We start from the raw sequence: 22,711 nt of genomic DNA on the forward strand, positions 1-22,711 counted from the left end.
AGTTGTGTGATTTTTATTTGTTGTTATAAAAATATTATTTTTGAGTAATTACTAATCTGATACTTTCGGCAAATTGTTGCTGTATAGTTTTAGGATTAAATATGCTTTTCGCCATTTCTATAGCTTTATTAGCTAAATTTTCTTGCTTTGACTTCTGAGCCAATAAGTCTTTAAATGCTATAACCACATCTTGTGCAGAATTGGATGTTACCACTAAAGCGGACTGATACTTTTGTGCCCATTTTACCGCAGAACTATATGCAGGTCCCCAAACAATAATTGGTTTTCCAAACTGACAGTATTCTACCAGCTTGGAAGGAAAGCTAGTCTCTGCCCAACGTCTATTTTTGGGTTCAAAAGATACTGTCACCAGTAACGCGCTAGCATTTTTTAACTTTTCTCTAAGCAAGTTTCTCGAAATAAATCCACCATAAATATTTTTTTCTTCCATTGCTTGTATTCTTGCTTCAGACCAGTCAGGATAGGGACCAAATAATTTTAAGTTTAATTCCTTAAACTGTTGGAAGCAATTCGATAAACTATACAGCATCGGTGCATAAATATGAGAAAGGTGTCCGGCATAGACTAAGGTGAAAGGTTGACTGCCTATACGTGTATGAGTTTCGGCTGACGCATTTAATAAATCAGGAATAGGATATAAGATTTGAGCATTGGGATGAGTTCCTAATAATCGTCTCATTTCTTCACTAACACAGAAGGCTACAGTGCTTTGTTGGTAGAGGCATTTAAAACGTTTTTCAAGAATACTTTTTAGACAGGGGTGAATATAGGCAATATTGGGCCACCAATCATGAAAAATGGTGAGTAAAGGAATGTGAGATTCTTTTGAAATCTGTTGTGCTGCTATCCAGTGTATCCCTTCAGCCACTGTAAGAATTGCATCAAATTTATGAGTTTTGATATATTCACGTAATTGAGTGTAGTTAAAAAAAGGATGGATACACTGCATAACATCATGTGACAAACTAGAAAATCTAGTACAACTAAAGCGGTTTAAAAACCAATGAGCTTGAAGTTCTACTATATCGAATGATGGTATTTTTAATGATGGTATTTTTCGTGATGTATCTGTGACGATATGTAAACTTAAGTTCGGTAACTGTGAAAAATGCCTATACAGGATTACTTCACCCGCCGTAGTGTTGTGAGGAAGTACTGAGGAAATAAGTAAAATCCTCAATTTGTTTACTCCTTAGTTCTTATTACTGCACCATTTTCTAGGAAGTTTCAAATATCCTCTAAATAATTGTTACTGCTCCCTGACCAATGAAGGCATCATTTCCCAATACTGCTCCAGATACTATGGCAATAAGGTCTCCACTACCTGTTGAACCGGCGTAGATATATGAGTTTGACGTACCAAAAGTACGAACACTTATTGGAGCTTCATCTTGGTCAATTCGATCGCCTTCACCAAAGTTGAAATCAATAATCTGTGTATAGTTAGCACCACCGAGATAAAAACTTGTGGTTCCCGAACCAAGCATAAATATATCTGCGTCCCCACCACCAATCATAATATCGAGTCCAGCATTTACTCCTGCGTCACCCACTAAAATATCTTGACCTGCATCCCCTTGAAGATAATCATTGCCCTCACCACCATTTAATAGATCGTTTCCTGTCGATCCGATCAGAGCATCACCGCCTGTACCACCGTTTAATGTGTCATTACCACTGTCTCCCAAAAGCCTATCATTTCCGGTATCACCATTAAGCCTATCATCACCTGAGCCTCCCACAATTAAATCATTCCCTGTATTGCCTTCAATAAAATCATTACCGCTACCACCATCTATAACATTATTATTTTCATTCCCTTTGATGTAGTTAGATAGACTATTTCCCGTTCCATAAATTAGCGTAGGTATCCCTCCAGCCAAAAATAAATGTTCCACATTGGGGGTCAGTTTATAGTTGTTGACAAAAACATACACTCTATCTATGCCTTGGTCAACTTGTTCAACGACTACATCAGCCAAATTCTCAACAAAGTATTGGTCATCTCCTGTACCACCTTCCATGCGATCAGCACCAAGACCACCATCAAGGATATCATTGCCTGAACTACCAAACAGTTTGTCATTACCTGCACGACCATATAAGCTATCATTTCCACCAAGACCATTTAAAGTGTTAGCACCTGAATTGCCATACATCAGGTTGTTTAGCTCATTGCCTGTACCATTGATATTGCGAGTACCCGTGAGTTCAAGTTTTTCAAAGTATTGTCCTAGCGTCCAATTTGCTGAAGAGAACACGCTGTCGTAGCCGCCTCCAAACGCATTGTCAACTTCTACGATCTGTGCGGGATCATCTGCCGCGTCAACGTAATAGATATCATTCCCCGTACCTCCCTCAATCCTGTCCTGACCGGGACCGCCAATAAGGAGATCGTCTCCCCCAAGACCAATAAGAATGTCATCGCCGTCTTGACCGAGTAGCGTATCATTCAACTCCGTTGATCTGTATTGATTAGGTGCTGTTGGTGTTTCGGCAAAACTGTCAGAACCGGGGGTACCAAGATAAAACAGCATACTTTTTGCTTCCCTAAATTAAAAAATTAAACTAAATTATATCATATATTTGAATAAGAATTGATTGTCTGTATGTTAATAAGCAGGCAAACTTAAATTAAAATATGCAAACTTATGTAAATAGCTATAAATGTATATCGGCAATTTACCCGTCTGGGCTGTGTATGGTCATACAGTGAAATTATCTGAATAGTTTCAGTATTTTTTCAGTAGTAAGATATGAAGTTTAGTTTAGTTTAGTTTAAAAGGTGTGACGCCGCGCAAATTGTCGTTAAATTAGTAAATTTTCTCTATGAAATCATTTTGTCTTAAAGCATAACTTAAAACTTTGTCAAGCTTATTAGGATTCATATATATACTATTTTCTGCGCCAGTATCTTCACCGAATGTGTGCCAATGTTCATGGTTCATTAAATTAGCAATCCTGAAGGTGCCATGGTACACCCAGATTGGGTTATATATTTCGATGATTTTTGCACCAGGATTACAGAATATTTGGTTGTGAATTCCTGCGCCGTGAGCGCCTAAAACAACTTCGGTCTCGGAAAACAAACGAATCTGCTCTTTTAAACTCATTTTTTCACAGCAATAGACTTCAAAACCGTATTTATCTAAAACAGGCATTAATTCTTCTTCATTAATAATTTTTCGTCTTGAATTACGCCGACTGATATATACCCTTCTCGTTACCTTTGAGTTAATTTCTGAACCAATTACGGCTTTGACTAAACTATTTCTCACTTCGCTAAAATGCTTACCGTTAACAACCATTGATCGTTCAGCAGCATGACAGAGAACAAATTTCTCTAGCCGATAAACTCCATTAGGCATTGAAATCCATCGTTCTTGGGGTATGCCCAACAAAGTCAGAGCCTCTATGTGGTATGTCTGAAGTTGATTCGGTACAATAAACTGTAAGTCATCTTGTAAGTTACTCGATAAATGCTTTAACAGTGAAACTCGTGGTAGTATATCCAGTAGCCAGTGACTGTAGTGAATATCTCCCCAGAGTCCTAAAAAGGATACATAAGTTCCGCTCAGACAATCATTTTTGTTTGGATATGAATGGATATACAAGGGGGGATTAATAGTATTACGAGCTGCCGATTGAGTGACAATTTCCAATTGATTGGTTAATATTCCACCATTGGGTACTAGCAAAAACACATCAGACATCTCGCATATAAAAGTTTCTGGTACTGGATATCTAGTTACAGCATATAGAGAAGAGTATAACATTTCTGCTTTAGCTAAATTATTCTCCCGATGATTTTTAAAAATCTTTTTTCCTGTATTTATATTTCCTAAAATATCTTCAGATATTGTCTTGGAAGGCTCACAACGCTGAATAGCCGAGCTTTGAGAAGTTTGGTAGTTCCAACCTCTTGAATGAGAAACTAACTTTAAGTCAGATAGCCACTTTAACTGTATTAGTTGTTTATTGGTTACAAATTTGACAATTTCTTGAACAATTGTAACTTGGCTTAAACTTTGTTTTATCTTTCCCGGTATAATCATAAGATTCATATATAGCTTTACTAAATATTACTAAAAAGTAACCGCTTTTACAACAACATAATAATATAAAGACACATTAGGTTTAACTTAGAGTGTTAGAGAATAGTCGCAAAGGTACTCACACGACCTTGGTGACTCCTTCAAGGTTATCCAGCGACTGAACGATAGACATCAATGGTTTGAGCTACAGTTTTATCCCAGCTAAATTCTCGTGATTTCTGATATCCTTTAGCAATCAGGCGATCGCGTTCCGTCGGCTGATCAACTAGATCAAGTAAGATATCCGCTAAATCATTAGTTACTTGAGGATTAAACAGTATACCAGAATCACCAACTACTTCAGGAATGCTGGAGCAATTAGAAGCAATGACAGGGGTTCCGCATGACATAGCTTCTAGAGGAGGAATACCAAAACCTTCATATAGGGAAGGATAAACTAAGGCAATGCTACAACGGTAAAGCTTTGCCAGATGAGTATCGCTTACATAAGCGTAATGCTCAATATAATCACTTAGTTGAAGCTCAAAAATCTGTTTTTGCTCTACCCTAGTAAAAGGCGTACCAACGACGCAGAGGGAAACATGGGATTGAACAGATACGGCTTTGGTAAAAGCTTTGAGCAAGCACTCAAAGTTCTTATAGTTGGTTCGGTTGCCTACGTAAAGATAGTAGGGACGAGAAGGAATAGATTCAGCACCATAAGAAAGACTAGCATCTATTTCTGATGCCAGGTAAGTAACGGTTACTTTTTCTTCAGGCAAGGAATACTGCTCTAATAAATCTTTTTTAGTATTCTCTGAAATACAAATAATTGCTTGCGCCGCCAAAATTGCTTTTCGTTTCTCCTCAATTAGCTCCCTGCTAGCATCCATCCATTCAGCGAAAAGCTCATGGATCATATCGTAAACAGTTAGGACAACAGGAGATTTGCATTGACTGATTTCTTGGCGGGTAAGCAGCAAATAGTAGGTGGGATGGATGATGTCAAACTGATTCAAGAAAGTAACAGCCCTAAAGTAATATTGTTCTAGCCAATATGAAACGCGACCCGGGCGAAATCCAAATCTCTTATAAAAAAAAGTTTTTAAATTGGTATGAGTAGGGTAATTAACTTGCTGAAATTGGCAGGTAGTGAGAACTGGGCTATAATCTTGGGGTAATCTACTAATAAGATTTGCAAAATACCGATTAATTCCTCCAGCCGTTTGCACACAATAGATTTGTCCATCGTATAATATCAACATAAAATTTCCTTTAAGCAAATTATGAATTGTTCTACTGATTATCAGTTTTAAAGCTACAAAAACAATTTTATAGCAATCCTAAATAGATTGTGGCAATTTTCCATACTGAAATATTTTTTGAAAATCGAATATTTGACCATCAGCAAAAATTTTTCCATAACTTATTCTATATAAACTAAGGGGAGTGATTCTAAAATTTTTTGTTCTTCTTGCGGTGAAAGGTAGTTCAGTTCACCCTGTTCATTACGAGATTCCCGAAACTTACCAGCTACATATCCCTCCTCTATGCTCATTTCTCTAATAGAGTCAGGTTTCAAATCCTTACGAACAAAGAAGGCATTATTGCCTGCACTATTACATCCCACAAAAGCATAACCTTTCTTTTGTGCAAGTAGGTAAAGAGCTTTTAGTGATGCACCAAAGTATATATTTGAAGAGTGCATTTGGGAACGAACAAAATTTTCCTTATAGGGAATAGTGACAGCTATATCCTTTCCAAATCTATGGTTGTATTCAATAATCACAATAGCAGGATTGACTATATTGATAGCTTCCCATATCCAATAATCATTACCATCGATATCAATAGATAGCAAACCTATATTTCCAGTTAAGCCATTTTCTTTAATTATTGTGTTAATATTTGATTGTGTAATAAATGCTTGAATTGCCTTTAAGTTATATTGCCAATAAATGGGGTCTTTTTTGATATAATTTATATTTGCTTCATTATTGTCAATAAGTAGACCTGACCAATTATTGTTCATTGAAAGGAATCGAGTGTTTGATTCTGTGTAGTTCTGAACGCCAAACTCTACAAATATTTTATGTTCTACTTTGATTTTATCAATTAGAAACTGAATGATACCATCTTCTCCCCATTGAGAAAAAACCCTAAATTCATTAGCATTAATACAATGACTATCTAAGGATTGTAATTGCCTTTTCTCAATTCTTCCGACTGCTTCTTGAAGTTTTTCAACAGTAAATTTTAGCTCAGAACCATTTTCAATTATAGAGTTTATATTCATAATAATCATCTTTATAGTTTTAATTGATTTAGATGCTTTATTGTTGATCCTATCTAATAATGTCATTTCTGAATATGTTATTTTTCTGAAAAATTTTATTAGTACAAATAAGGCTTTTTTATTTTCAACAATTTTTTGAGTAAATAAGGTTATCTTATGCTTAGATAGTTTTACATCAAATAGTGAGTTATTATCGCAATGAATTCCTGTACCATCGTGACCTGTATTTTTAACTAAAGAATATCGGGGATATAGACAAAGACCTTTAACTAAAAAAATACTAGCATACCACCTAATAGCCCAAGAATTTATCTTGCCAACACTTTGCTGTTCAAGCATTTCAAAAAAGGGATATGAATTAGCAAGAGAGAATTTTTTATCTAATTTATTACATTTTATTTTTTTGATAAGTAACTCTGAATCTTCCTCAAAATACTGCCACGCTCTCTGCCAGGTTGCCCAACCCCAACAAGAAGGGTTTCTCATAAAAAAAGTCTCTGGTAATTTTGTTTTGACAGGAAACATATAACCAGAAATATGCATTACTTTTAGTTCATGTTCATATCTATCTAGAGCATCATTCATATAACGGAGGAAGTAGGGAGAAAGTACGAGATCATCCTCCAGTGCAATTACTCGACCATAATGAGCGCATATTTCTGTAACACCTGATATGATAGATTGAGCAAGCCCAAGATTTTCTTCGCGTTCAGTAATGTGAACTTGCCAACACCACTGCCTACTCTTGACGATCTCTCTTACTTTACTTACGACTAATCTATCAGCTAAAGACTTTGAACCATCACAAAATATGAATAATTCACTTTCATTGGCTCCCTCATTTTTAGCTAGTGATTCTAGTAGTTTTAAGGTGTGTTCGGGTCGTTTATAAACAAATAAAGCAATAGGAGATTTTTTCATGTAATTTGCATTAATAATTCATTAAAATAAAAGGTTTATTGTAAACTTACAAACCACAAATTTTTTAAAAAAATATGTGACATATGTGAATTTTTGATATTAATTTATTTCAGTAAAAATGAGAGTGTTAACTGATTTGGCATAGAGTTGATAATCTTGTTGATTCATAAATGAAACTACCTTTGATTCATTAATTCTTTGTAAGGAAAACCTATTCAAGTCTTCTGCCAAAACTACTAATGGTCTATACCTTTGCCAGTTGTTTGATTTAAGCACCTGTAAATCTAATCCCTCTACATCGACACTTAAGAAATCAATATCTTGATTGGGAGGTAAATATTTATCTAAAACTTCTGTTAATGTTTGGGTTGGCATTTTCAAGGAGGCTAATATCTCACAACCTAGAAACTTTTCCCGTTCCTTGGATAATTTATCACAAAATCCGTTCAAAGCAGAATCATTAAGTTTATAGTATGTTAAAATTTCCCTTTGCTCTGAAATTGCAATTTCCAGATTAATATCACGCGGTCTAAGTTGATTGAAAAGATCCATGCTACCTGGCATTGGATCAATATTTATTCCTCGCCATCCCTGTAAATAGAAACGATAAGTATTAGAAAATCTTTGTGGATGGTGTGCACCTACATCCACGTAAAATCCATTTGCTTTTTTTGTGAAAAATCTAGAAATTATCATATCTTCACCTTCTAGAGAGTAAGAAAGACTATGGTAAAGATATTTGTATTTATTGTAAAGATAAAATTTTTCCGGGAATAAGGCAACTTGAAAACCATTTTTGATTCTACTATAAGCACTGTTAAATTTTTTAAAAATTATATTCACTTTATTGACTCCTTATGCTTCCAATAGCCATTCTCCTCGAAGTAAAACAGGACCAATACCGTTATGACCAAAACTACCAGTTCCATAAAAATCACCTGCTTCAACATCTATATAACCGATATATCCTCTAGGCCAGTCTGCTTCTATACCATTGACTGTGATTCTTGCACCTATATAGTATCTACCTTGCGAGTATGGAAAATCTCTAATCTTACACTTGAATTTTCCAAAAAGAGGAATAGAAGAAAATCTAGTTCCAGCATAATCACTATAAAAAACTGAAAAGGTGTCTCCTAGAGGATTATGTAAAGAAAAACCTATACTTATATTATTAATATTTTTTTTTGTTTTCACTTCGTAATGAAAAGCTAATATCAAATCTTCCCCACAAGCCACGGAAACGAGAGGATGGCCACCAGGAGCCTCTAAAGAAAACCCTGTAAGCCTTATTTCTCCAGTGCCTGACCGATGTGTCTCTGTCAATTTTATTTTTCTTGTTTGCTCTTCTAATTCTTTGAGATAAAATTTCATTGACAATCTAGTATTGCCATCACATTTAACTTTTCCTGACTTTAATACAATTACTCGAAAGCATAATTTTTCAATAGCGGACATTTGGTGACTAACAAATAGTACTGTTCTTCCTTCTTTTCCAACCTCCTCCATTTTGCCTAAGCATTTTTTTTGAAACGCTGTATCTCCTACCGCCAGCACTTCATCTACAATCAAAATCTCTGGTTCCAAATGCGCCGCCACTGCAAACGCTAACCGCACATACATTCCTGATGAGTACCGCTTCACTGGGGTATCTAAAAACTTTTCAATTCCAGCAAAATCAACGATTTCATCAAATTTACGTTTAATCTCCGCCTTACTCATCCCCAGAATTGCACCATTGAGAAAAATATTCTCCCGTCCTGTCAACTCCGGGTGAAAACCTGTTCCCACTTCCAATAAACTTGCTACTCGCCCTTTTATCCGAATCTTCCCGGTTGTTGGTTCTGTAATTCGGCTTAAAATCTTTAACAGTGTTGATTTTCCCGCACCATTACGTCCAATAATCCCAATCCTATCACCCTGCTTGACCTCAAATGACACATCTTTCAGCGCCCAAAACTCCTCATACGCCGGGTTAGCACTCTGTTTTCCCAAAGGTTTCAGCAACCGTTGTCCCAGAGACTTCGCCCCATTCGCCATCACATCCCGCAGCGCTGTGTAACGTTCCTGCTGCTGATGACCAATGATATATTTCTTACCGAGATTCTCGACCTGAATCACCGTGTCAGACATTATCCATTACCTAGTTAATTTATCCACTGAAAAGACCTAGATGACATCCGCAAACGTCCGTTCTACCTTACGAAAATACAAAATACCACTCGCTAATACTCCAAACACTAATCCCAATGAAAGGAGAAATCCTGGCACATAAATTCTGGCGTCTCCACCTAAAATTGCCCAACGAAATCCATCGATTACCCCGACCATTGGGTTGAGTGAATAAACTAATCGCCACTCTTGAGGCACAATTGTACTACTAAATCCCACCGGCGAAATATACAAACCAAACTGGACGATAAACGGGACAATATAGCGAAAATCCCGATACTTCACATTCAGCGCCGCTAACCATAACCCTGCCCCCATTGATGCCGCAAACGCCATTATAATAAAAAATGGTAGTGTCAAAATTCGCCAACTGGGTAAGAAATCATACCACGCCATTAAGCCTAGCAAAATTATCCCTGATATCATAAAGTCTACAAAGCTGACAATTACGGCACTGGCTGGCACAATCAAGCGGGGAAAGTAGACCTTGGCGATTAGATTAGCATTACTAATCAAACTATTGCTGCACCCGGAAAGGGCATTGGAAAAAAACTGCCAGGGTAACATCGCCGCAAATACTAAGATGGGATAGGGAACTCCTTCGGAGGGTAACTTTGCCAGTTTACCAAATACTATCGTAAATACCACCATTGTTAAAAAGGGTCGAATTAATGCCCAGGCTATGCCAATGATGGTTTGCTTGTATCGTACCAGTATATCTCGCCATGCCAGAAAGTAAAACAGTTCCCGGTAACGCCACAAGTCTTTCCAATATTGTTGTTCGGTGCGACCTGCCTCAATTATCAGTTCTTGCGTCATTGGTCATTTGTTATTTGTCCTTGGGTAGCTTGGCTTCAATCCTCTGATTTTAAACTGAGAAGAATACCACTCGCGATCGCGTGCCTCCCTGCCTCTGAACCATCCCTTCATACAGCCCCCGTTACAGCCCATCAGGATATCGACTTTAAACTAATTTACCTCATAAATCCCGTTTGTAGTTTTTTGGGCACACGTCGGTCATTGGTGTCAACTTAAGCTCAACCCCTCTCCCCCAGCCCCTCTCCGACCCCCCTCGTTCCCCCCTACAAGAGGGGGGATGACAGAGGATGCTTCGCTTTTTTTGCAAGGGAGAGGGGAGTAATAATATCATGTCCGGTCAAACACCCCTAATAAAAACGCCTGAAACCCCTGTTATTGCAGCATTGCAATTATGGGCAATCTTAGGGACATGATATAAGAGCATCCGATCCCCCTTCTCCCCACGGTGGGAGAAGGGGTTAGGGGATGAGGGGGAAATTTTGAGCAGTAAATAGACATAGCTGAAAACCTTACCAGCATTGGTTTTCGACCTTAAGTTGACACGGATGCACGTCGGTGCGCCCCTACAATCCCGGAATGTACAAACATCCTCAGTCCAGCTTCAACGCATTGACTGGCACTTCTTCCCAGGAACTGACAGTTCTCAGACGCGCTACCCAACCTGCTGATTTTTGCTCCTCTGTCAAGTTCTGCTGGAACGATTCATGGCAGTCTTTAGCTTGAGCCTCGTCACAACACGCGATACAGGAATAAATCAAACCTCCCGGATCGACCTGTTCATTCACCCAAATCATGATGTTCTCCTCATTCCCTGAAACAGTTAATCACAATCTTAAGTAGATCTACTTATTTTTGTAAAAGACTGGGATCACTGACGGCAAGAGGAAAAACACAGTTTTTGATATTTCATTAGCCTTGGCGACATAAGTTGTAAACCAATTTAAAGATTATATAAGGTTTGTGTCGCTAATTGGGGGAGCGCATCACCTGTGACTCGGCAAATGCGCCAGTCTGGTAACACTGTAGCACCGAGGCGCTGATAAAACGCGATCGCAGGTTCATTCCAGTCCAAGACTGACCACTCTAAGCGCCCACAATCCCGTTCTACCGCTAGTTGGGCAATATAGGTTAGTAACGCCTTCCCGATACCCTGACGTCGGAATTCCGGGCGCACGAATAAATCTTCGATGTAAATGCCCGGTTTGGTTAAAAAGGTGGAATAGTTAGAGAAAAACAGGGTAAAGCCTACCGTCTGCCCCTCATACTCTGCCAGAATTGCCTCAACATAAGGTTTAGCGCCAAACAAGTGGTCTTGGAGAGCGTCCATCGTCCCTGTGACTAGGTGAGACAGCTTCTCATACTCAGCCAGTGCTTGAATGAGTTCAAACAGCACTGGCACATCTGTTGGGGTAGCTGGTCGTATCTTTAGCTTATTCATGGTTGGTAGTTGGCACGAAGCGTGCCATCAGCGCTAAAGCGCTTACTACAAAACCAATCCTAAGTTAACCACCCTTGTAGGCGACGAGCAACTTGAGGACGGCGCAGCTTCCGCATGGCTTTACTCTGAATCTGACGTACCCGTTCGCGGGAAAGGTTGAACATGCTGCCCACTTCCTCTAAGGTGTAGGATTCAGGCGTCGCCAACCCATAGCGTAGAGAAATGACATCCTTTTCCCGTTCGGTGAGAACATCACTCAAGACATCGGAAATCTCTTGACGCATCATGGATTCGCTCATTTGCTGTTCGGGCAAGTGCAAATCGTTGTCTTCCAGTAAATCTACGAGTTCTGTATCTTCGCCTTTACCCACCCGATGGTTGAGAGAGAGCGATCGCCGACGTAATTGTAACAACTGACGCAAGTTAGTGCGGCTAATGTCTAAGGCTTCTGCGAGTTCGGTTTCGTCGGGAGTCCGTTGCAGTTTCTGCTTGAGTTCCCGTTGCACTTTTTTCAGCTTATTCAGCTTTTCGACAATGTGAATCGGTAAGCGAATGGTACGGGCGTCGTTGGCAATGGTACGGGTAATCGCCTGACGAATCCACCAATACGCATAGGTGGAGAATTTGTAACCTTTGGCGGGATCGAACTTCTCCGCCGCCCGATTGAGTCCTAATGCGCCTTCTTGAATCAAATCCAGGAAAGGAACTCCTCGGTTAAGATAACGCTTGGCGATGGAAACGACTAAGCGTAAGTTGGAACGAATCATTTTACGCTTAGATATCTGTCCTCGGTAGAGGCGATTTTCAAATTGACGTTCGCTCAGATCTAAAGCTTGAGCCAGTTCAGCGTTCGTCGGTTTGCGTCCCAACTCTTGGTGCAAGCGTTCAGTCATCTCATCCATTTCTACCAAGAATTGAACCTGAGTGGCTAACTCAATCTCTTCTTCTGGCTTCAGCAAGGGATAACGCGCCATCTCCTTAAAGAAGGCTCCTACTGTATCATCAGAGCTAGTTTTATGGTAGCCAGATTGCCGGCTTTTTCCGGCACGAGTCTCTGTTTCGGAAAATTCGACTTCGACCTGATTTTGGTCATTATCTGAGATTTGCTCACTCTGAGGGTGAGAAAAATCCGTATCTTCTGTAAACTGACGAGTAGCAGTTGGGTTCAATTGTGCGATAGTCATAGTTAGGTTTGAAGTAGGAGTGTTATGAAAGCTTGTGATTTGGTTTTTAGGCAATCGGTTCAGTTAGACAGATTGAACTAGACAGATTGGGCAGATGGACTGAATATAAATGGGTACTGTCAATGAAAATTTTTCAACACTGGCTGTAGCTAAGGGCTGTACAGCTCAACACAACATAAGAGATGATTTGAGTGAGAGTCGCTATTCAAGGCTCACCCCCATCTCGATACCTTCTCTATGTTTAGGATTAGAAAATACTGATTCTAAGGCTACCAGAAGCAATTTGGCTAGTTGTTGCCCTGATTACAAAATATTGAACAGCATAGATAGATGTATGGATTATAGCGGCAAACTCAATGGGCTATATACAGAATCTCATACAGGTGGCTGTTTTACTCTCTACCGATCGGGTGAAAATAAGCAGAGAGAGCTGGGGGAGCTGGGGGAGCTGGGGCAGCTGGGGGAGATTGAATTGATCATATTGTTATATTTTGATATTTTGCCCTAATGTCACTAACCCGCCCGGTCTAAATTATGTCTTCCCTATGACCAATCAAATTCAAATTAGGAGATAATGTTCGTGACCAAACCAACTCTCGTCGAGAATCCCGGAATTCCTGCTGAATCAGCAGAGGGTGTATCGACTGCATACAATCCCAAGGATTTCGATACTAACGTGATGGGAACTTATAATCGTTTCCCCATCGCCCTAGAACGGGGTACGGGTTGTCGAGTTTGGGATACAGCCGGACGTGATTATCTCGATTTTGTGGCTGGGATCGCTACCTGTACCTTGGGTCACGCTCATCCGGCTCTGATCGAAACGGTGACGCAGCAAATCAAAACGCTGCACCATGTTTCTAATCTTTACTATATTCCCCCTCAAGGAGAATTAGCTCAGTGGATGGTTGAGCATTCCTGTGCCGATCGCGTTTTTTTCTGTAACTCGGGTGCGGAGGCGAATGAAGGGGCGATTAAATTGGCTCGGAAATACGCCCACACGGTTCTAGAGATTGAGAAACCTGTAATTTTGACGGCGAACGCCAGTTTCCATGGACGCACGCTAGCGACGATTACAGCAACGGGTCAGCCCAAGTATCAAAAGAATTTTGACCCCTTGGTGCCGGGATTCTATTATGTGCCGTATAACGATATCGGTGCCATGGAAGATGCGATCGGAGAATTGGATGAAGGGGATCAACGAGTAGCAGCGGTGATGTTGGAACCCCTGCAAGGAGAAGGGGGTGTGCGTCCAGGCGAGTTGGAGTACTTCCTGCGCTTACGGAAAATTTGTGACGAAACGGGTATCTTGCTGATTTTAGATGAAGTACAAGTCGGTATGGGTCGCACGGGTAAATACTGGGGATATGAAAATCTAGGGATTGAGCCAGATATTTTTACCAGCGCTAAGGGATTAGCAGGCGGTGTTCCGATTGGGGCGATGTTGTGTAAGCAATTCTGTAATGTGTTTCAACCTGGGGATCACGCCAGTACCTTTGGCGGAAATCCTTTGGCTTGTGCGACGGCTTTAACCGTGGCTCAAACGTTGGAACGGGACGATATTCTGCACAATGTTCAGCAACGGGGTGAACAGTTGCGGACTCGTTTAAGAGCGATCGCGATGAACTATCCTCAGCTAATTACTGAGGTGCGCGGTTGGGGACTGATTAATGGGATGGAGTTGAACGCGGATGTGGAACTGACGGCTGTGGATGTGGTGAAAGCGGCGATGGAAAAAGGATTGCTGTTAGTACCCGCAGGTGCCAAAGTGGTGCGATTTGTCCCGCCTTTGATTGTCTCGGCTGAAGAAGTGGATGCAGCCGCAACAATCGTTGAACAATCTATAGCCAAGCTAGCTGCTTCCGTCAATAAATAAGGAGATTCGTCATTTGTCATACTCGCGCAAGCGAGAAGCAAGCTACGTCATTTGTCATTTGTAATTTGTGATAATTGAACGGTTAAGTCGGGGCGGGTTTCGTTATATCAAGGTGAAAACGAAACGTTAGTGGTAAAACCCGCCCCTACACACTCTTCCTTATCTCCCTCATCTCCCCCAGCTTCCCCCGCTAGCCAATGAAAAAAATCTGGTCATCGATAAAACCCTACATTCGCTGGGTGATTCTGGGCGGAACGCTGTTTTTTATCGCTAAAGCTTTTAAAGATCATTGGCGAGACGTTGCTGGAATTCGCATTGATCCCCAGGGCTGGACGATGCTGGCGATCGCACTATTGGTTACACTTCTGGCACATATTTGGTCGGGTTGGGTTTGGACGTGGATTTTACAGGCGTTTAAGCAACCTATTGAACCGCGTTGGGCGCTACAGGTTTATCTGAAAACGAATGTTGCTAAATATTTACCCGGTAATGTGTGGCATTTCTATGGTCGAATTGCAGCGGTGAGGGGGGTTGGAGGTTCTGTGGGTGCTGCTAGTATCAGTGTATTACTGGAACCTCTGTTAATGGCAGCTGCGGCGTTAGCGATCGCGTTATTTAGTGGTGGATTGGGTTGGATCAACACGGCATCCGATAGCCGGATGTGGGGGTTACAAATTTTGGGCTTAGTTGTGGTGTTGTTGGGCGTTCATCCCCGAGTTCTCAATCCTATTGTTCAACGCTTAAGCCGTTCCAAGAAGGTCACAGATACGGAAGAATTCACCATTGAACACTATCCCTTATTGCCATTGTTGGGTGAAATGGGTTTTTTGGGATTTCGGGGAACCGGATTTTTATTTACCTTACTGGCGGTAGGATCAATTACTCCTACTCAGATCCCGTCGTTACTGAGTGCGTTTAGTTTCGCCTGGTTACTGGGATTAGTTGTACCTGGCGCACCGGGAGGGTTAGGGGTATTTGAAGCGACTGCGATCGCGCTTTTAGATCAGCAGTTGCCTGCGGCTTTCATCCTTACAGGGGTTGCCTTATTTCGCCTTGTTAGTATTCTGGCAGAAATCAGCGCGGCTGGACTAGCTATTATCAGCGAACGTTTGTGGACTTCCTAGAATAGCAATCAATTGTAGGGGCGGGTTTTACCAATAACCTTTGGCTTTCAACCGATAACTTGACTAAACCCGCCCTCCTAGTAGAGACGTTGCATGCAACGTCTCTACAATGGTGACGAAAGTCCTAATCGATGTGTCTACTGCTATATTTCCATGCCCGCCCTCCTAGCGTCTGGGTTTAGCGACAGCCGTTAGTGGCGGGTAAGGAGTCATCATTCATAATTCCTGCCAACCACCTCCCGCACTCGATAGATTGGTCGCCCTTGGGACTCGTGATAGGTTCGCATTAACACTTCTGCTAACAGACCAAAGCTAAATAACTGGACGCCTGCTAATAACAGAACAACAGCTAAAATCAGCAAAGGTCGGTCACCAATCTGCTGTCCAAAACCGAGTTTAAGTAGGGTTAAATACAGTCCTAATAACAATCCGACACCGAAGGAAAGCAAGCCAAATAGTCCAAAGACATGCATGGGGCGAGTGAGAAATTTTTTCATAAAAAATACAGTCAATAAATCCATCACCACACGAAAGGTTCGCCCCAATCCATACTTACTTGTACCATAACGACGGGCATGATGTCGCACGGGAATTTCACTAATTCTGGCTCCCTCAATGTAAGCTAATGCTGGCAGAAATCGATGTAACTCGCCATAGAGATTCATATCCGCCACCAGTTCAGAACGGTAGGCTTTAAGGGAACACCCATAGTCATGTAATTTGACGCCAGTCACTTTCCCAATTAACCAATTGGCAATTTTAGAGGGGAGGAGTCGAGTTAAAGCCGCATCTTGTCGTTCTTTGCGCCAACCACTGACTAAATCATACCCTTCTTCTATTTTGGCGAGTAAGGCGGGAATATCAGCCGGATCATTTTGTAAATCACCATCTATCATCACAATAACGCGACCTTGAGCATGTTTAAATCCGGCTGACATGGCGGCGGTTTGACCGTAATTTCGGCGGAGAATCACCGCTTTTAAGTCTGAGCGGCTGCGTGCTAATTCGAGGAGGAGTTCGGTGGAACCATCCTGAGAACCATCATCGACACAGACGATTTCGTAGGCAAACTGATTGGCACTTAAACTGGTTGCTACAGAGTCAACCAGGTGGGGTATACTAGCGACTTCATTGTAAATAGGGACAACGACCGATAACGCTAGTGAATTTGATGGGGTGATCGGTTCTTGATAGTCCTTAAAGGATAATGAATCTGTCATATTTTAATTCCTTATTGTCTTGACTCCATCGATTTATACAAGTTTGCACTTATCTTAGAGATAAAGGGCAAAGAAAGTACCGGGTACAACAGCCATAAGGGAGGCAAATAGCGCAGGCTTTCGCGGAACGCTAAAAAGCCTTTGCGTTTTGAGCCGCTAGGGAGGACAAGATAAAGCGGTTTTTTATAGTCATCCGGGACAATTTCCGCCATGTTATCACTCTGGGTTGATTGTTGGGTCTGCAAATCCCTGAATGTTAGCCGATTAAACCAATTAAAGTAGGATAAAACGGTAATGATAGTGAGACAATGATTATCTGATTTGTTATAAATAATTTCAGGGTTGTGAGTTAAACCATCAAGGCGACGACGTTCAGACATATTTCCGACTAATTCTGCCCAAGGAATAAAGACTGAATAGCAGGGAATATACTTTAGAAATGGAGCATTTTGAGCAATATATATTCCTGTATGGAAGCAAATCCCTAGAGGAATATAAAACCAGATTAAACGGGGAAAAACTAGCACAAAGAAAAATGTTGCCTCAAACAGGATTGCCACCCAAGACGATAGCATAGCTAATGTATGTTGTCTGGCTAACCAAATCCCTAAGGGTCTATCCCAAACCAGCCCATCCTGCCACAAATAATATTGTAATGTATAGCCATTCATCCAATCGAGTCCTCCTTTAAGCAGCTTACTCATAGCTGAGTCTAGGTAGATAATTGCAAACATCCACTGGATGAGCAATAAGGGCCATCTAGCCAAGTGACTTTTTTCTTGCTGAATATCAAAAGTATCTACGCTTTTTCTCTGGCAATTTTGTCGAATACGACGCCGCAGATCGTCTAGGGATAAAACTTGACCAGCAGGACTCAAAGCCAAGATGACAAGCGATATCATGACTAAGGCTTGAGAATGACTATACAAGGCACCGAAGGAGTATATATAAGCTTGAATCAATATATTCCCAATCGCAAAGATAATTAGATTCAGATTTGTTGACAGTCCAATTAAGCCGAATGTTCCTGTTATTATAGTTAACGCTAAAATTACTAATAGCAACACAACCGGAGGAGGATGATTTAGCCCAAATGGTAAGAGTATAATCTTTAAAATGGGTAGCGGATTGTAAAGAAAATCCGGTAATTGAGAATTATTCACTAACTGACTCACTATAGTACCATCTCGACCTGGAACTAATAAATAGAAGAGTTGAGAGCCAACAATAATAATTCGACTAATGGCTAGATTAAACAAGGGGGTGAGTTTGAACCAATAGGTTGTCCACCATTCCCAAGGTACAGTTAGTTTATTAAACATCGGTATCATTTTTTTCTCAATTCGGCAATTGGGTACTGTTTAACCAGTTGGGCTTCCGCTTCAATTACCTCGTCTTTAAGTAAGACGAGGGGATAATTATACAATCGTAAATTGATTATTTTAGTGTGGTGACGACTTTCGTATAATTGGACAAAATTCATAATCATTTCTTTTTTTTCTAACCGTAGTGATTCTTTGAGTCCATACATAAAAACCCAGTAATTTATGCCTAAATCTTCTGGCTGAATCCGGACTTCAGTCGAATCATCTAGAGTGGCGTAAATTGAATATTGCTTGATTGTATCTCCTTCATATTTGGCATAGTTGTACATCGGATAACTGACGAAGGGCCAGAGGCTAGGATCTGGAGGGGGTTTGAGCAGTTTATAAGGATATTGCAGTCGTCTAAACTTGGGCCAAAACCCTCTCAGATGTTTAGCGGTATAGAACTGTAGTCCGATGAAAAATAGGATAACGATAGATAGAAGGTGGACAGTGAATTTATATGAATGTGTATGACTTAGTTTTGACATGGTAAACCAATTTTTATAATCGTTTGATTTAAATGCTACTTGACGAGTTTCCACAGTCGTGGGTTTTCTCGACGACGGGGATCAACAAAAACAGGCTCAAGTGTATAATTTTGATTTTGCTCTAACCAAGATTTTAATTCATCATGAGGTCGGTAAACAAACACATCTTGAAACTGTGCTGGAATTTCCGGCAGAACATTTGGTTGAACGACAAACAAAATTCCTACATTTGGCTCAAACTGACGAGTAAGGGGTAAAACTCTCCCCACAGCCCCCCCTTTACCCCAAAGCACATTTGATGGAACGGAATACAATATGAGGGGTTGTTCAGCTTGGTTAACGATAGTCGCAATAGGGTAAACATGATAATTACCGCCTTTACTCCACCATCCATGGGCTTGAGTAATAATTAGGTTAGATAAAATGCCGAGGGAAATCAAAACAACAAAAATTGCCTGCCATATTTTCTGTTGCCTAACTGACTGGAAATTGGTGGACATTTTGCTTGCCAAAAGGTAAGCAACAGACAACTGAAAGCCTAATAAACAAGGGATAACATAACGAGTCACCGTTGACCGTTGACCGCCTTTAATAAGGTCGGGGATGATTAAGGCTGCAGCCATAACTCCAATCAAGCTGAGAATAAAAAACCATACCTGTGCTGGAGTGTTTTTGCAAATAAAATAAATCGAATATCCCCCTAAAACAATCAGCGGCAAAATTAACCAATAGATGAGGGATTCATTATCACTCAATAAATAGCTGCAATCTGGACTGTTTAAAGGTAAACACCATCCTCTATCTAAGTCCACAAAAACACGGCTAACACTTAATCCCCAGGATTTAACTAAAGTTAATAGAGGCAATTTTTGGAAAACCCAACCCATTTGCTCTTCTAAGGGAGGTGGCGCCGTTATCGTATTGATTATCCAGGGAGAGAAGGCAATAACCCCAGCTAAAGAGGCTAAACTATAAGCAATAACTGTTTTATTAAAGCGAAATCTCTGAGTGACAGCGACATAAAGTCCATGAGACGCTGCGACAACAGTAAAAAACCAATGAGTATAAAATCCTAATGTTAGAGTAATGGCGTAGATACTCCAACTTGTCTTTTTATTCAGGCGCATGGCTCTTAATAAAGCAGCACTGGATATTAAAATAGCCACTGTCAATAAACTATAAGGACGAACTTCCTGAGCATACAAAATATGGAAGGGTGAAACTGCCATCATCGCTACCGCTACCCAGGCAACAAAGGGTGATTCAAACAGTTCTCGACAGAGCCAATAAATGCCAGGTAAAGCAAATAAGCTAATCAGAACTGAAAAGCTTCTTAGTGCTGCCACTGAACTGCCAAACCCAAGTGCCCAAACTCTGAGTGCGAGATAGTAAAGTGGAGCATGCTCAGTGTTTCCCGCTAAAACCCGAATCGTATCTCCCCAAGTTTTGGTCGGACTCGGACGCTGATACTTGAGCAAATCATCAGAATTAACGACTTCACCGGAAAAGATATCTTGAATAAATTCAGGTTCTGTATAGCCGAAAATTCGCAAAGATGAGTGGGTTTCATCAAGCCAGTAAACTTTCTGGTCAAGATGAACAAAGCGAAAAAACAGTCCTAAAACCAGTATCGTGATAATTAATACGTTAAACCATTTTTTCTTCAATTTAAATGTATTATTAATGTAATTTTTCATAAAAATAGAGCGCGAATGGCTTCTAAGTTTAGAGCATGAGATGGTGTAATAAAAACTTTGAGATCTATTCCTCTCTCTTTACAGATTTTACCTACTCTTCTCCCGAACAAGATTGCTGCCACTGATTTTTCTTCTCTAAATCCTGAGTTTCTCCGGGTGGGACAGTCCGTTCCTCGACAAAGTAAATGTCTAAACTTTCTAGCTGTTGGTTTCCCTGATGCTGTTGATTCCAAGTGCGACATAAATATTCAGCATAATAGGGATAAAGCTTATTCCCGATCGCGCGATTGAGATTGATGAAGTAGGTACGCCACTGCATATTGGGATACAGGGCATTGCGCTGCTTAATCGTTGGCTTATCCCAATTTACAGATCTCCCATTCCGCAAAAGGTCAACCTCGCTACCATCCTTGAGTTTACCGACAATAACGTGCCAGCCATCATCTCTGGGCGGCGCTGGGGCGAAAATACTCCAGGATTGATCGAGTCGCAAGAGGCGACTAATCCAGTCTAGGGAATTCAGCGTCCTTGACTTCATCACCCGGTCAATTTTGGCACGAACATTGGGATCGAGTGTCTGCTTTAGGGATCGCGCATCAGCTAAACTGCGGAAATTCCAAACGGTAACGTAAGCCAATAACAACAAGGTGACGATGTTTAATAGTCCCGAAGAACGGACTTCCACCGGACGAAATTTTAAGGGGGCGGTGAATTGACCCGCAACTTGACGATTTGAGGCAATTGTCTCATAGAACTTTGTTCCCACCGCCATCAAAGGACGCCAACGGAGAATATAAGCGAGAGGTTTAAAGACCGGAGAAAGACTCACCACATACGCCATCGCTTCCCACTTGAAATGCCTGTTATCCTGCCAGTCTACAACCACCCAGGAGTTTTTTTCCTGCATGTCGGCATAAATTGAGGGGTCATCCTGCGCCGTCTGTAAGGGGGTTTTGGGCAAGATTAAAAAGGTTCGCAGCAGATAAACAACCTTTTTACAGAACCCACAGTCGGCATCATAATAAATCCTCAATCCTGCCCGTTCGGGGGTATACACTCGCTTATAAAGGGCATCCCATACCTCAGTTGGGATAAACACCAACCAGACAAATATCCCTAATGCGGGAAACAAACCGATATGCAGCGTCAAGCCAAACCCGACATGTAACAAGACAAATGTGATAATCGTGGCGCAGCGGAAAAACGTGGTGCGCCAGGGGATAAATAGAAATAGGGGTCCAATCCACTCCAATATTAATGTGGCAACCGTGGAAAAAACTAACAGGGGCGGGAAGTTCAGCAAGAATTGACCCAGTGGTGCAGCGTACTGGTCAAAACTTAAGGCATAATAGACGGCTGTGAGTTTGGGAAACCAGATATCGCTGGTTGTTTTAAACGCAGCGGAAAAGGCATAAACGTAATAAATTTGTAAGGTTAGCGCGAATGTAGCCCCGGTGAGAATCCGCTTGGGTAACGGCTTACTGGATGAATTCAAAGCGCTATCTACCGAGTAACACGCCCCTAGGGGTAAGAACATCATCCAGAACAATAGCGCCCGCATCATGTCATCGGCGGCAAATAATACGGTAGGATTCCGATTTTGTAGGGAAATCAACAACACCCAAGACGCGATCGCCGCCAACCTTGTCCGGTATCCTACCAGTAGGGCGACGGCAATTAACCCCGCCAGCAAGAAGACAACGCCTTGGATAAAGGGTTGTCCCCCCAGTAGATGTACGGACCAATACCACGGATGCAGAATCTCCTCGATTAACGCTGTGCGCGGTAATACCCCAGCATCGCTGTAAAGCGTGGTAATATCCTGGGCACGGATGAGCAAATCGGCAATCAGGATAATCGCGACACCGATACGAAACACAGCTAGCGATCGCAAATCAAACCCAAACAAGGGTTCAAGTTTACTCAACCACTTACCTTTCGGTTTCTGCACACTGGACGCCATAAACGGTAGACCTCACGGGATTTTAGGATTTGCCTCAAAAAACGATAATTTCGATACTAAGTCAGTAAAATTCCCCTTAAGTATGAAATAT

19 protein-coding genes are annotated in these 22,711 nt (G+C 41.1%); 3 read left to right on the plus strand and 16 right to left on the minus strand.

Annotation, left to right across the window (positions count from 1 at the left end):
• Nucleotides 1-34: 34 nt before the first annotated feature.
• The 11 genes from RH949_RS18885 to RH949_RS18935 form a co-directional block, all read right to left on the minus strand.
• A complete protein-coding gene (locus tag RH949_RS18885; RefSeq protein WP_446355246.1) occupies nucleotides 35-1,201 on the minus strand; it encodes a glycosyltransferase in 1,167 nt (388 codons plus the stop codon).
• A gap of 58 nt (nucleotides 1,202-1,259) precedes the next feature.
• A complete protein-coding gene (locus RH949_RS18890; protein ID WP_446355248.1) occupies nucleotides 1,260-2,558 on the minus strand; it encodes a calcium-binding protein in 1,299 nt (432 codons plus the stop codon).
• A 276-nt stretch (nucleotides 2,559-2,834) separates the two neighbouring features.
• The gene (locus RH949_RS18895) at nucleotides 2,835-4,085 is read right to left on the minus strand and encodes a glycosyltransferase family 61 protein (protein ID WP_446355250.1); all 1,251 of its coding nucleotides are present in this window, start codon (nucleotides 4,083-4,085) and stop codon (nucleotides 2,835-2,837) included.
• A gap of 137 nt (nucleotides 4,086-4,222) precedes the next feature.
• Nucleotides 4,223-5,287: a glycosyltransferase family 4 protein gene (locus RH949_RS18900; protein WP_446355252.1), complete on the minus strand. Its 1,065-nt coding sequence runs from the start codon at nucleotides 5,285-5,287 to the stop codon at nucleotides 4,223-4,225.
• A gap of 194 nt (nucleotides 5,288-5,481) precedes the next feature.
• On the minus strand, nucleotides 5,482-7,272 hold the full coding sequence (locus RH949_RS18905; protein ID WP_446355254.1) for a hypothetical protein: 1,791 nt from the start codon (nucleotides 7,270-7,272) through the stop codon (nucleotides 5,482-5,484).
• Between the two features lie 99 nt (nucleotides 7,273-7,371).
• A complete protein-coding gene (locus RH949_RS18910; protein WP_446355256.1) occupies nucleotides 7,372-8,115 on the minus strand; it encodes an FkbM family methyltransferase in 744 nt (247 codons plus the stop codon).
• A gap of 12 nt (nucleotides 8,116-8,127) precedes the next feature.
• Nucleotides 8,128-9,405: an ABC transporter ATP-binding protein gene (locus tag RH949_RS18915; protein ID WP_446355259.1), complete on the minus strand. Its 1,278-nt coding sequence runs from the start codon at nucleotides 9,403-9,405 to the stop codon at nucleotides 8,128-8,130.
• Nucleotides 9,406-9,441: 36 nt separating this feature from the next.
• Nucleotides 9,442-10,263 (minus strand): ABC transporter permease, encoded by an 822-nt coding sequence (locus tag RH949_RS18920; protein WP_446355261.1) that lies wholly within the window; start codon nucleotides 10,261-10,263, stop codon nucleotides 9,442-9,444.
• Between the two features lie 590 nt (nucleotides 10,264-10,853).
• Nucleotides 10,854-11,060: a glycogen debranching protein gene (locus tag RH949_RS18925; RefSeq protein ID WP_446355322.1), complete on the minus strand. Its 207-nt coding sequence runs from the start codon at nucleotides 11,058-11,060 to the stop codon at nucleotides 10,854-10,856.
• Between the two features lie 143 nt (nucleotides 11,061-11,203).
• Complete coding sequence (locus RH949_RS18930) at nucleotides 11,204-11,701, minus strand: GNAT family N-acetyltransferase (protein ID WP_006098026.1); 498 nt, start codon at nucleotides 11,699-11,701, stop codon at nucleotides 11,204-11,206.
• 59 nt (nucleotides 11,702-11,760) lie between these two features.
• The gene (locus RH949_RS18935; RefSeq protein ID WP_446355264.1) at nucleotides 11,761-12,885 is read right to left on the minus strand and encodes an RNA polymerase sigma factor, RpoD/SigA family; all 1,125 of its coding nucleotides are present in this window, start codon (nucleotides 12,883-12,885) and stop codon (nucleotides 11,761-11,763) included.
• A 109-nt stretch (nucleotides 12,886-12,994) separates the two neighbouring features.
• Between RH949_RS18935 and RH949_RS18940 the strand changes: the two genes are divergently transcribed.
• From RH949_RS18940 to RH949_RS18950, 3 genes are all read left to right on the plus strand, one after another.
• Entirely contained in the window at nucleotides 12,995-13,393 is a 399-nt protein-coding gene (locus RH949_RS18940; RefSeq protein WP_446355266.1) for a hypothetical protein, read from the plus strand.
• Between the two features lie 66 nt (nucleotides 13,394-13,459).
• A complete protein-coding gene (locus RH949_RS18945; RefSeq protein ID WP_446355268.1) occupies nucleotides 13,460-14,761 on the plus strand; it encodes an acetylornithine/succinylornithine family transaminase in 1,302 nt (433 codons plus the stop codon).
• Between the two features lie 197 nt (nucleotides 14,762-14,958).
• Complete coding sequence (locus RH949_RS18950) at nucleotides 14,959-15,885, plus strand: UPF0104 family protein (protein ID WP_446355270.1); 927 nt, start codon at nucleotides 14,959-14,961, stop codon at nucleotides 15,883-15,885.
• Nucleotides 15,886-16,097: 212 nt separating this feature from the next.
• On the opposite strand, the gene RH949_RS18955 is transcribed toward RH949_RS18950, so the two are convergent.
• The 5 genes from RH949_RS18955 to RH949_RS18975 all read right to left on the minus strand — a co-directional run bounded on the left by RH949_RS18955 (nucleotide 16,098) and on the right by RH949_RS18975 (nucleotide 22,620).
• Nucleotides 16,098-17,105, minus strand: coding sequence for a glycosyltransferase family 2 protein (locus tag RH949_RS18955; RefSeq protein ID WP_446355273.1), 1,008 nt, complete (start codon nucleotides 17,103-17,105; stop codon nucleotides 16,098-16,100).
• 11 nt (nucleotides 17,106-17,116) lie between these two features.
• Nucleotides 17,117-18,427, minus strand: a complete 1,311-nt coding sequence (locus tag RH949_RS18960) for an HTTM domain-containing protein (RefSeq protein ID WP_446355275.1) — start codon at nucleotides 18,425-18,427, stop codon at nucleotides 17,117-17,119.
• A 5-nt stretch (nucleotides 18,428-18,432) separates the two neighbouring features.
• The gene (locus RH949_RS18965) at nucleotides 18,433-18,960 is read right to left on the minus strand and encodes a hypothetical protein (protein WP_446355277.1); all 528 of its coding nucleotides are present in this window, start codon (nucleotides 18,958-18,960) and stop codon (nucleotides 18,433-18,435) included.
• A 35-nt stretch (nucleotides 18,961-18,995) separates the two neighbouring features.
• Nucleotides 18,996-20,657: a glycosyltransferase family 39 protein gene (locus tag RH949_RS18970; protein WP_446355279.1), complete on the minus strand. Its 1,662-nt coding sequence runs from the start codon at nucleotides 20,655-20,657 to the stop codon at nucleotides 18,996-18,998.
• Between the two features lie 91 nt (nucleotides 20,658-20,748).
• Nucleotides 20,749-22,620 (minus strand): DCC1-like thiol-disulfide oxidoreductase family protein, encoded by a 1,872-nt coding sequence (locus tag RH949_RS18975; RefSeq protein ID WP_446355281.1) that lies wholly within the window; start codon nucleotides 22,618-22,620, stop codon nucleotides 20,749-20,751.
• Nucleotides 22,621-22,711 lie beyond the last annotated feature (91 nt).

Source organism: Coleofasciculus sp. A1-SPW-01 (assembly GCF_040217205.1).
In the GTDB taxonomy this organism is placed as follows: Bacteria; Cyanobacteriota; Cyanobacteriia; order Cyanobacteriales; family Coleofasciculaceae; genus Coleofasciculus; species Coleofasciculus chthonoplastes_A.

What these genes read in the sequence shown, in the direction of transcription:
- RH949_RS18890 (WP_446355248.1), bottom strand. Translation starts at nt 2,558, where the DNA reads ATGCTGTTTTATCTTGGTACCCCCGGTTCTGACAGTTTTGCCGAAACA.
- RH949_RS18895 (WP_446355250.1), bottom strand. Translation starts at nt 4,085, where the DNA reads ATGAATCTTATGATTATACCGGGAAAGATAAAACAAAGTTTAAGCCAA.
- RH949_RS18905 (WP_446355254.1), bottom strand. Translation starts at nt 7,272, where the DNA reads ATGAAAAAATCTCCTATTGCTTTATTTGTTTATAAACGACCCGAACAC.
- RH949_RS18915 (WP_446355259.1), bottom strand. Translation starts at nt 9,405, where the DNA reads ATGTCTGACACGGTGATTCAGGTCGAGAATCTCGGTAAGAAATATATC.
- RH949_RS18920 (WP_446355261.1), bottom strand. Translation starts at nt 10,263, where the DNA reads ATGACGCAAGAACTGATAATTGAGGCAGGTCGCACCGAACAACAATAT.
- RH949_RS18930 (WP_006098026.1), bottom strand. Translation starts at nt 11,701, where the DNA reads ATGAATAAGCTAAAGATACGACCAGCTACCCCAACAGATGTGCCAGTG.
- RH949_RS18935 (WP_446355264.1), bottom strand. Translation starts at nt 12,885, where the DNA reads ATGACTATCGCACAATTGAACCCAACTGCTACTCGTCAGTTTACAGAA.
- RH949_RS18940 (WP_446355266.1), top strand. Translation starts at nt 12,995, where the DNA reads ATGGGTACTGTCAATGAAAATTTTTCAACACTGGCTGTAGCTAAGGGC.
- RH949_RS18945 (WP_446355268.1), top strand. Translation starts at nt 13,460, where the DNA reads ATGTTCGTGACCAAACCAACTCTCGTCGAGAATCCCGGAATTCCTGCT.
- RH949_RS18950 (WP_446355270.1), top strand. Translation starts at nt 14,959, where the DNA reads ATGAAAAAAATCTGGTCATCGATAAAACCCTACATTCGCTGGGTGATT.
- RH949_RS18955 (WP_446355273.1), bottom strand. Translation starts at nt 17,105, where the DNA reads ATGACAGATTCATTATCCTTTAAGGACTATCAAGAACCGATCACCCCA.
- RH949_RS18960 (WP_446355275.1), bottom strand. Translation starts at nt 18,427, where the DNA reads ATGTTTAATAAACTAACTGTACCTTGGGAATGGTGGACAACCTATTGG.
- RH949_RS18965 (WP_446355277.1), bottom strand. Translation starts at nt 18,960, where the DNA reads ATGTCAAAACTAAGTCATACACATTCATATAAATTCACTGTCCACCTT.
- RH949_RS18970 (WP_446355279.1), bottom strand. Translation starts at nt 20,657, where the DNA reads ATGAAAAATTACATTAATAATACATTTAAATTGAAGAAAAAATGGTTT.
- RH949_RS18975 (WP_446355281.1), bottom strand. Translation starts at nt 22,620, where the DNA reads ATGGCGTCCAGTGTGCAGAAACCGAAAGGTAAGTGGTTGAGTAAACTT.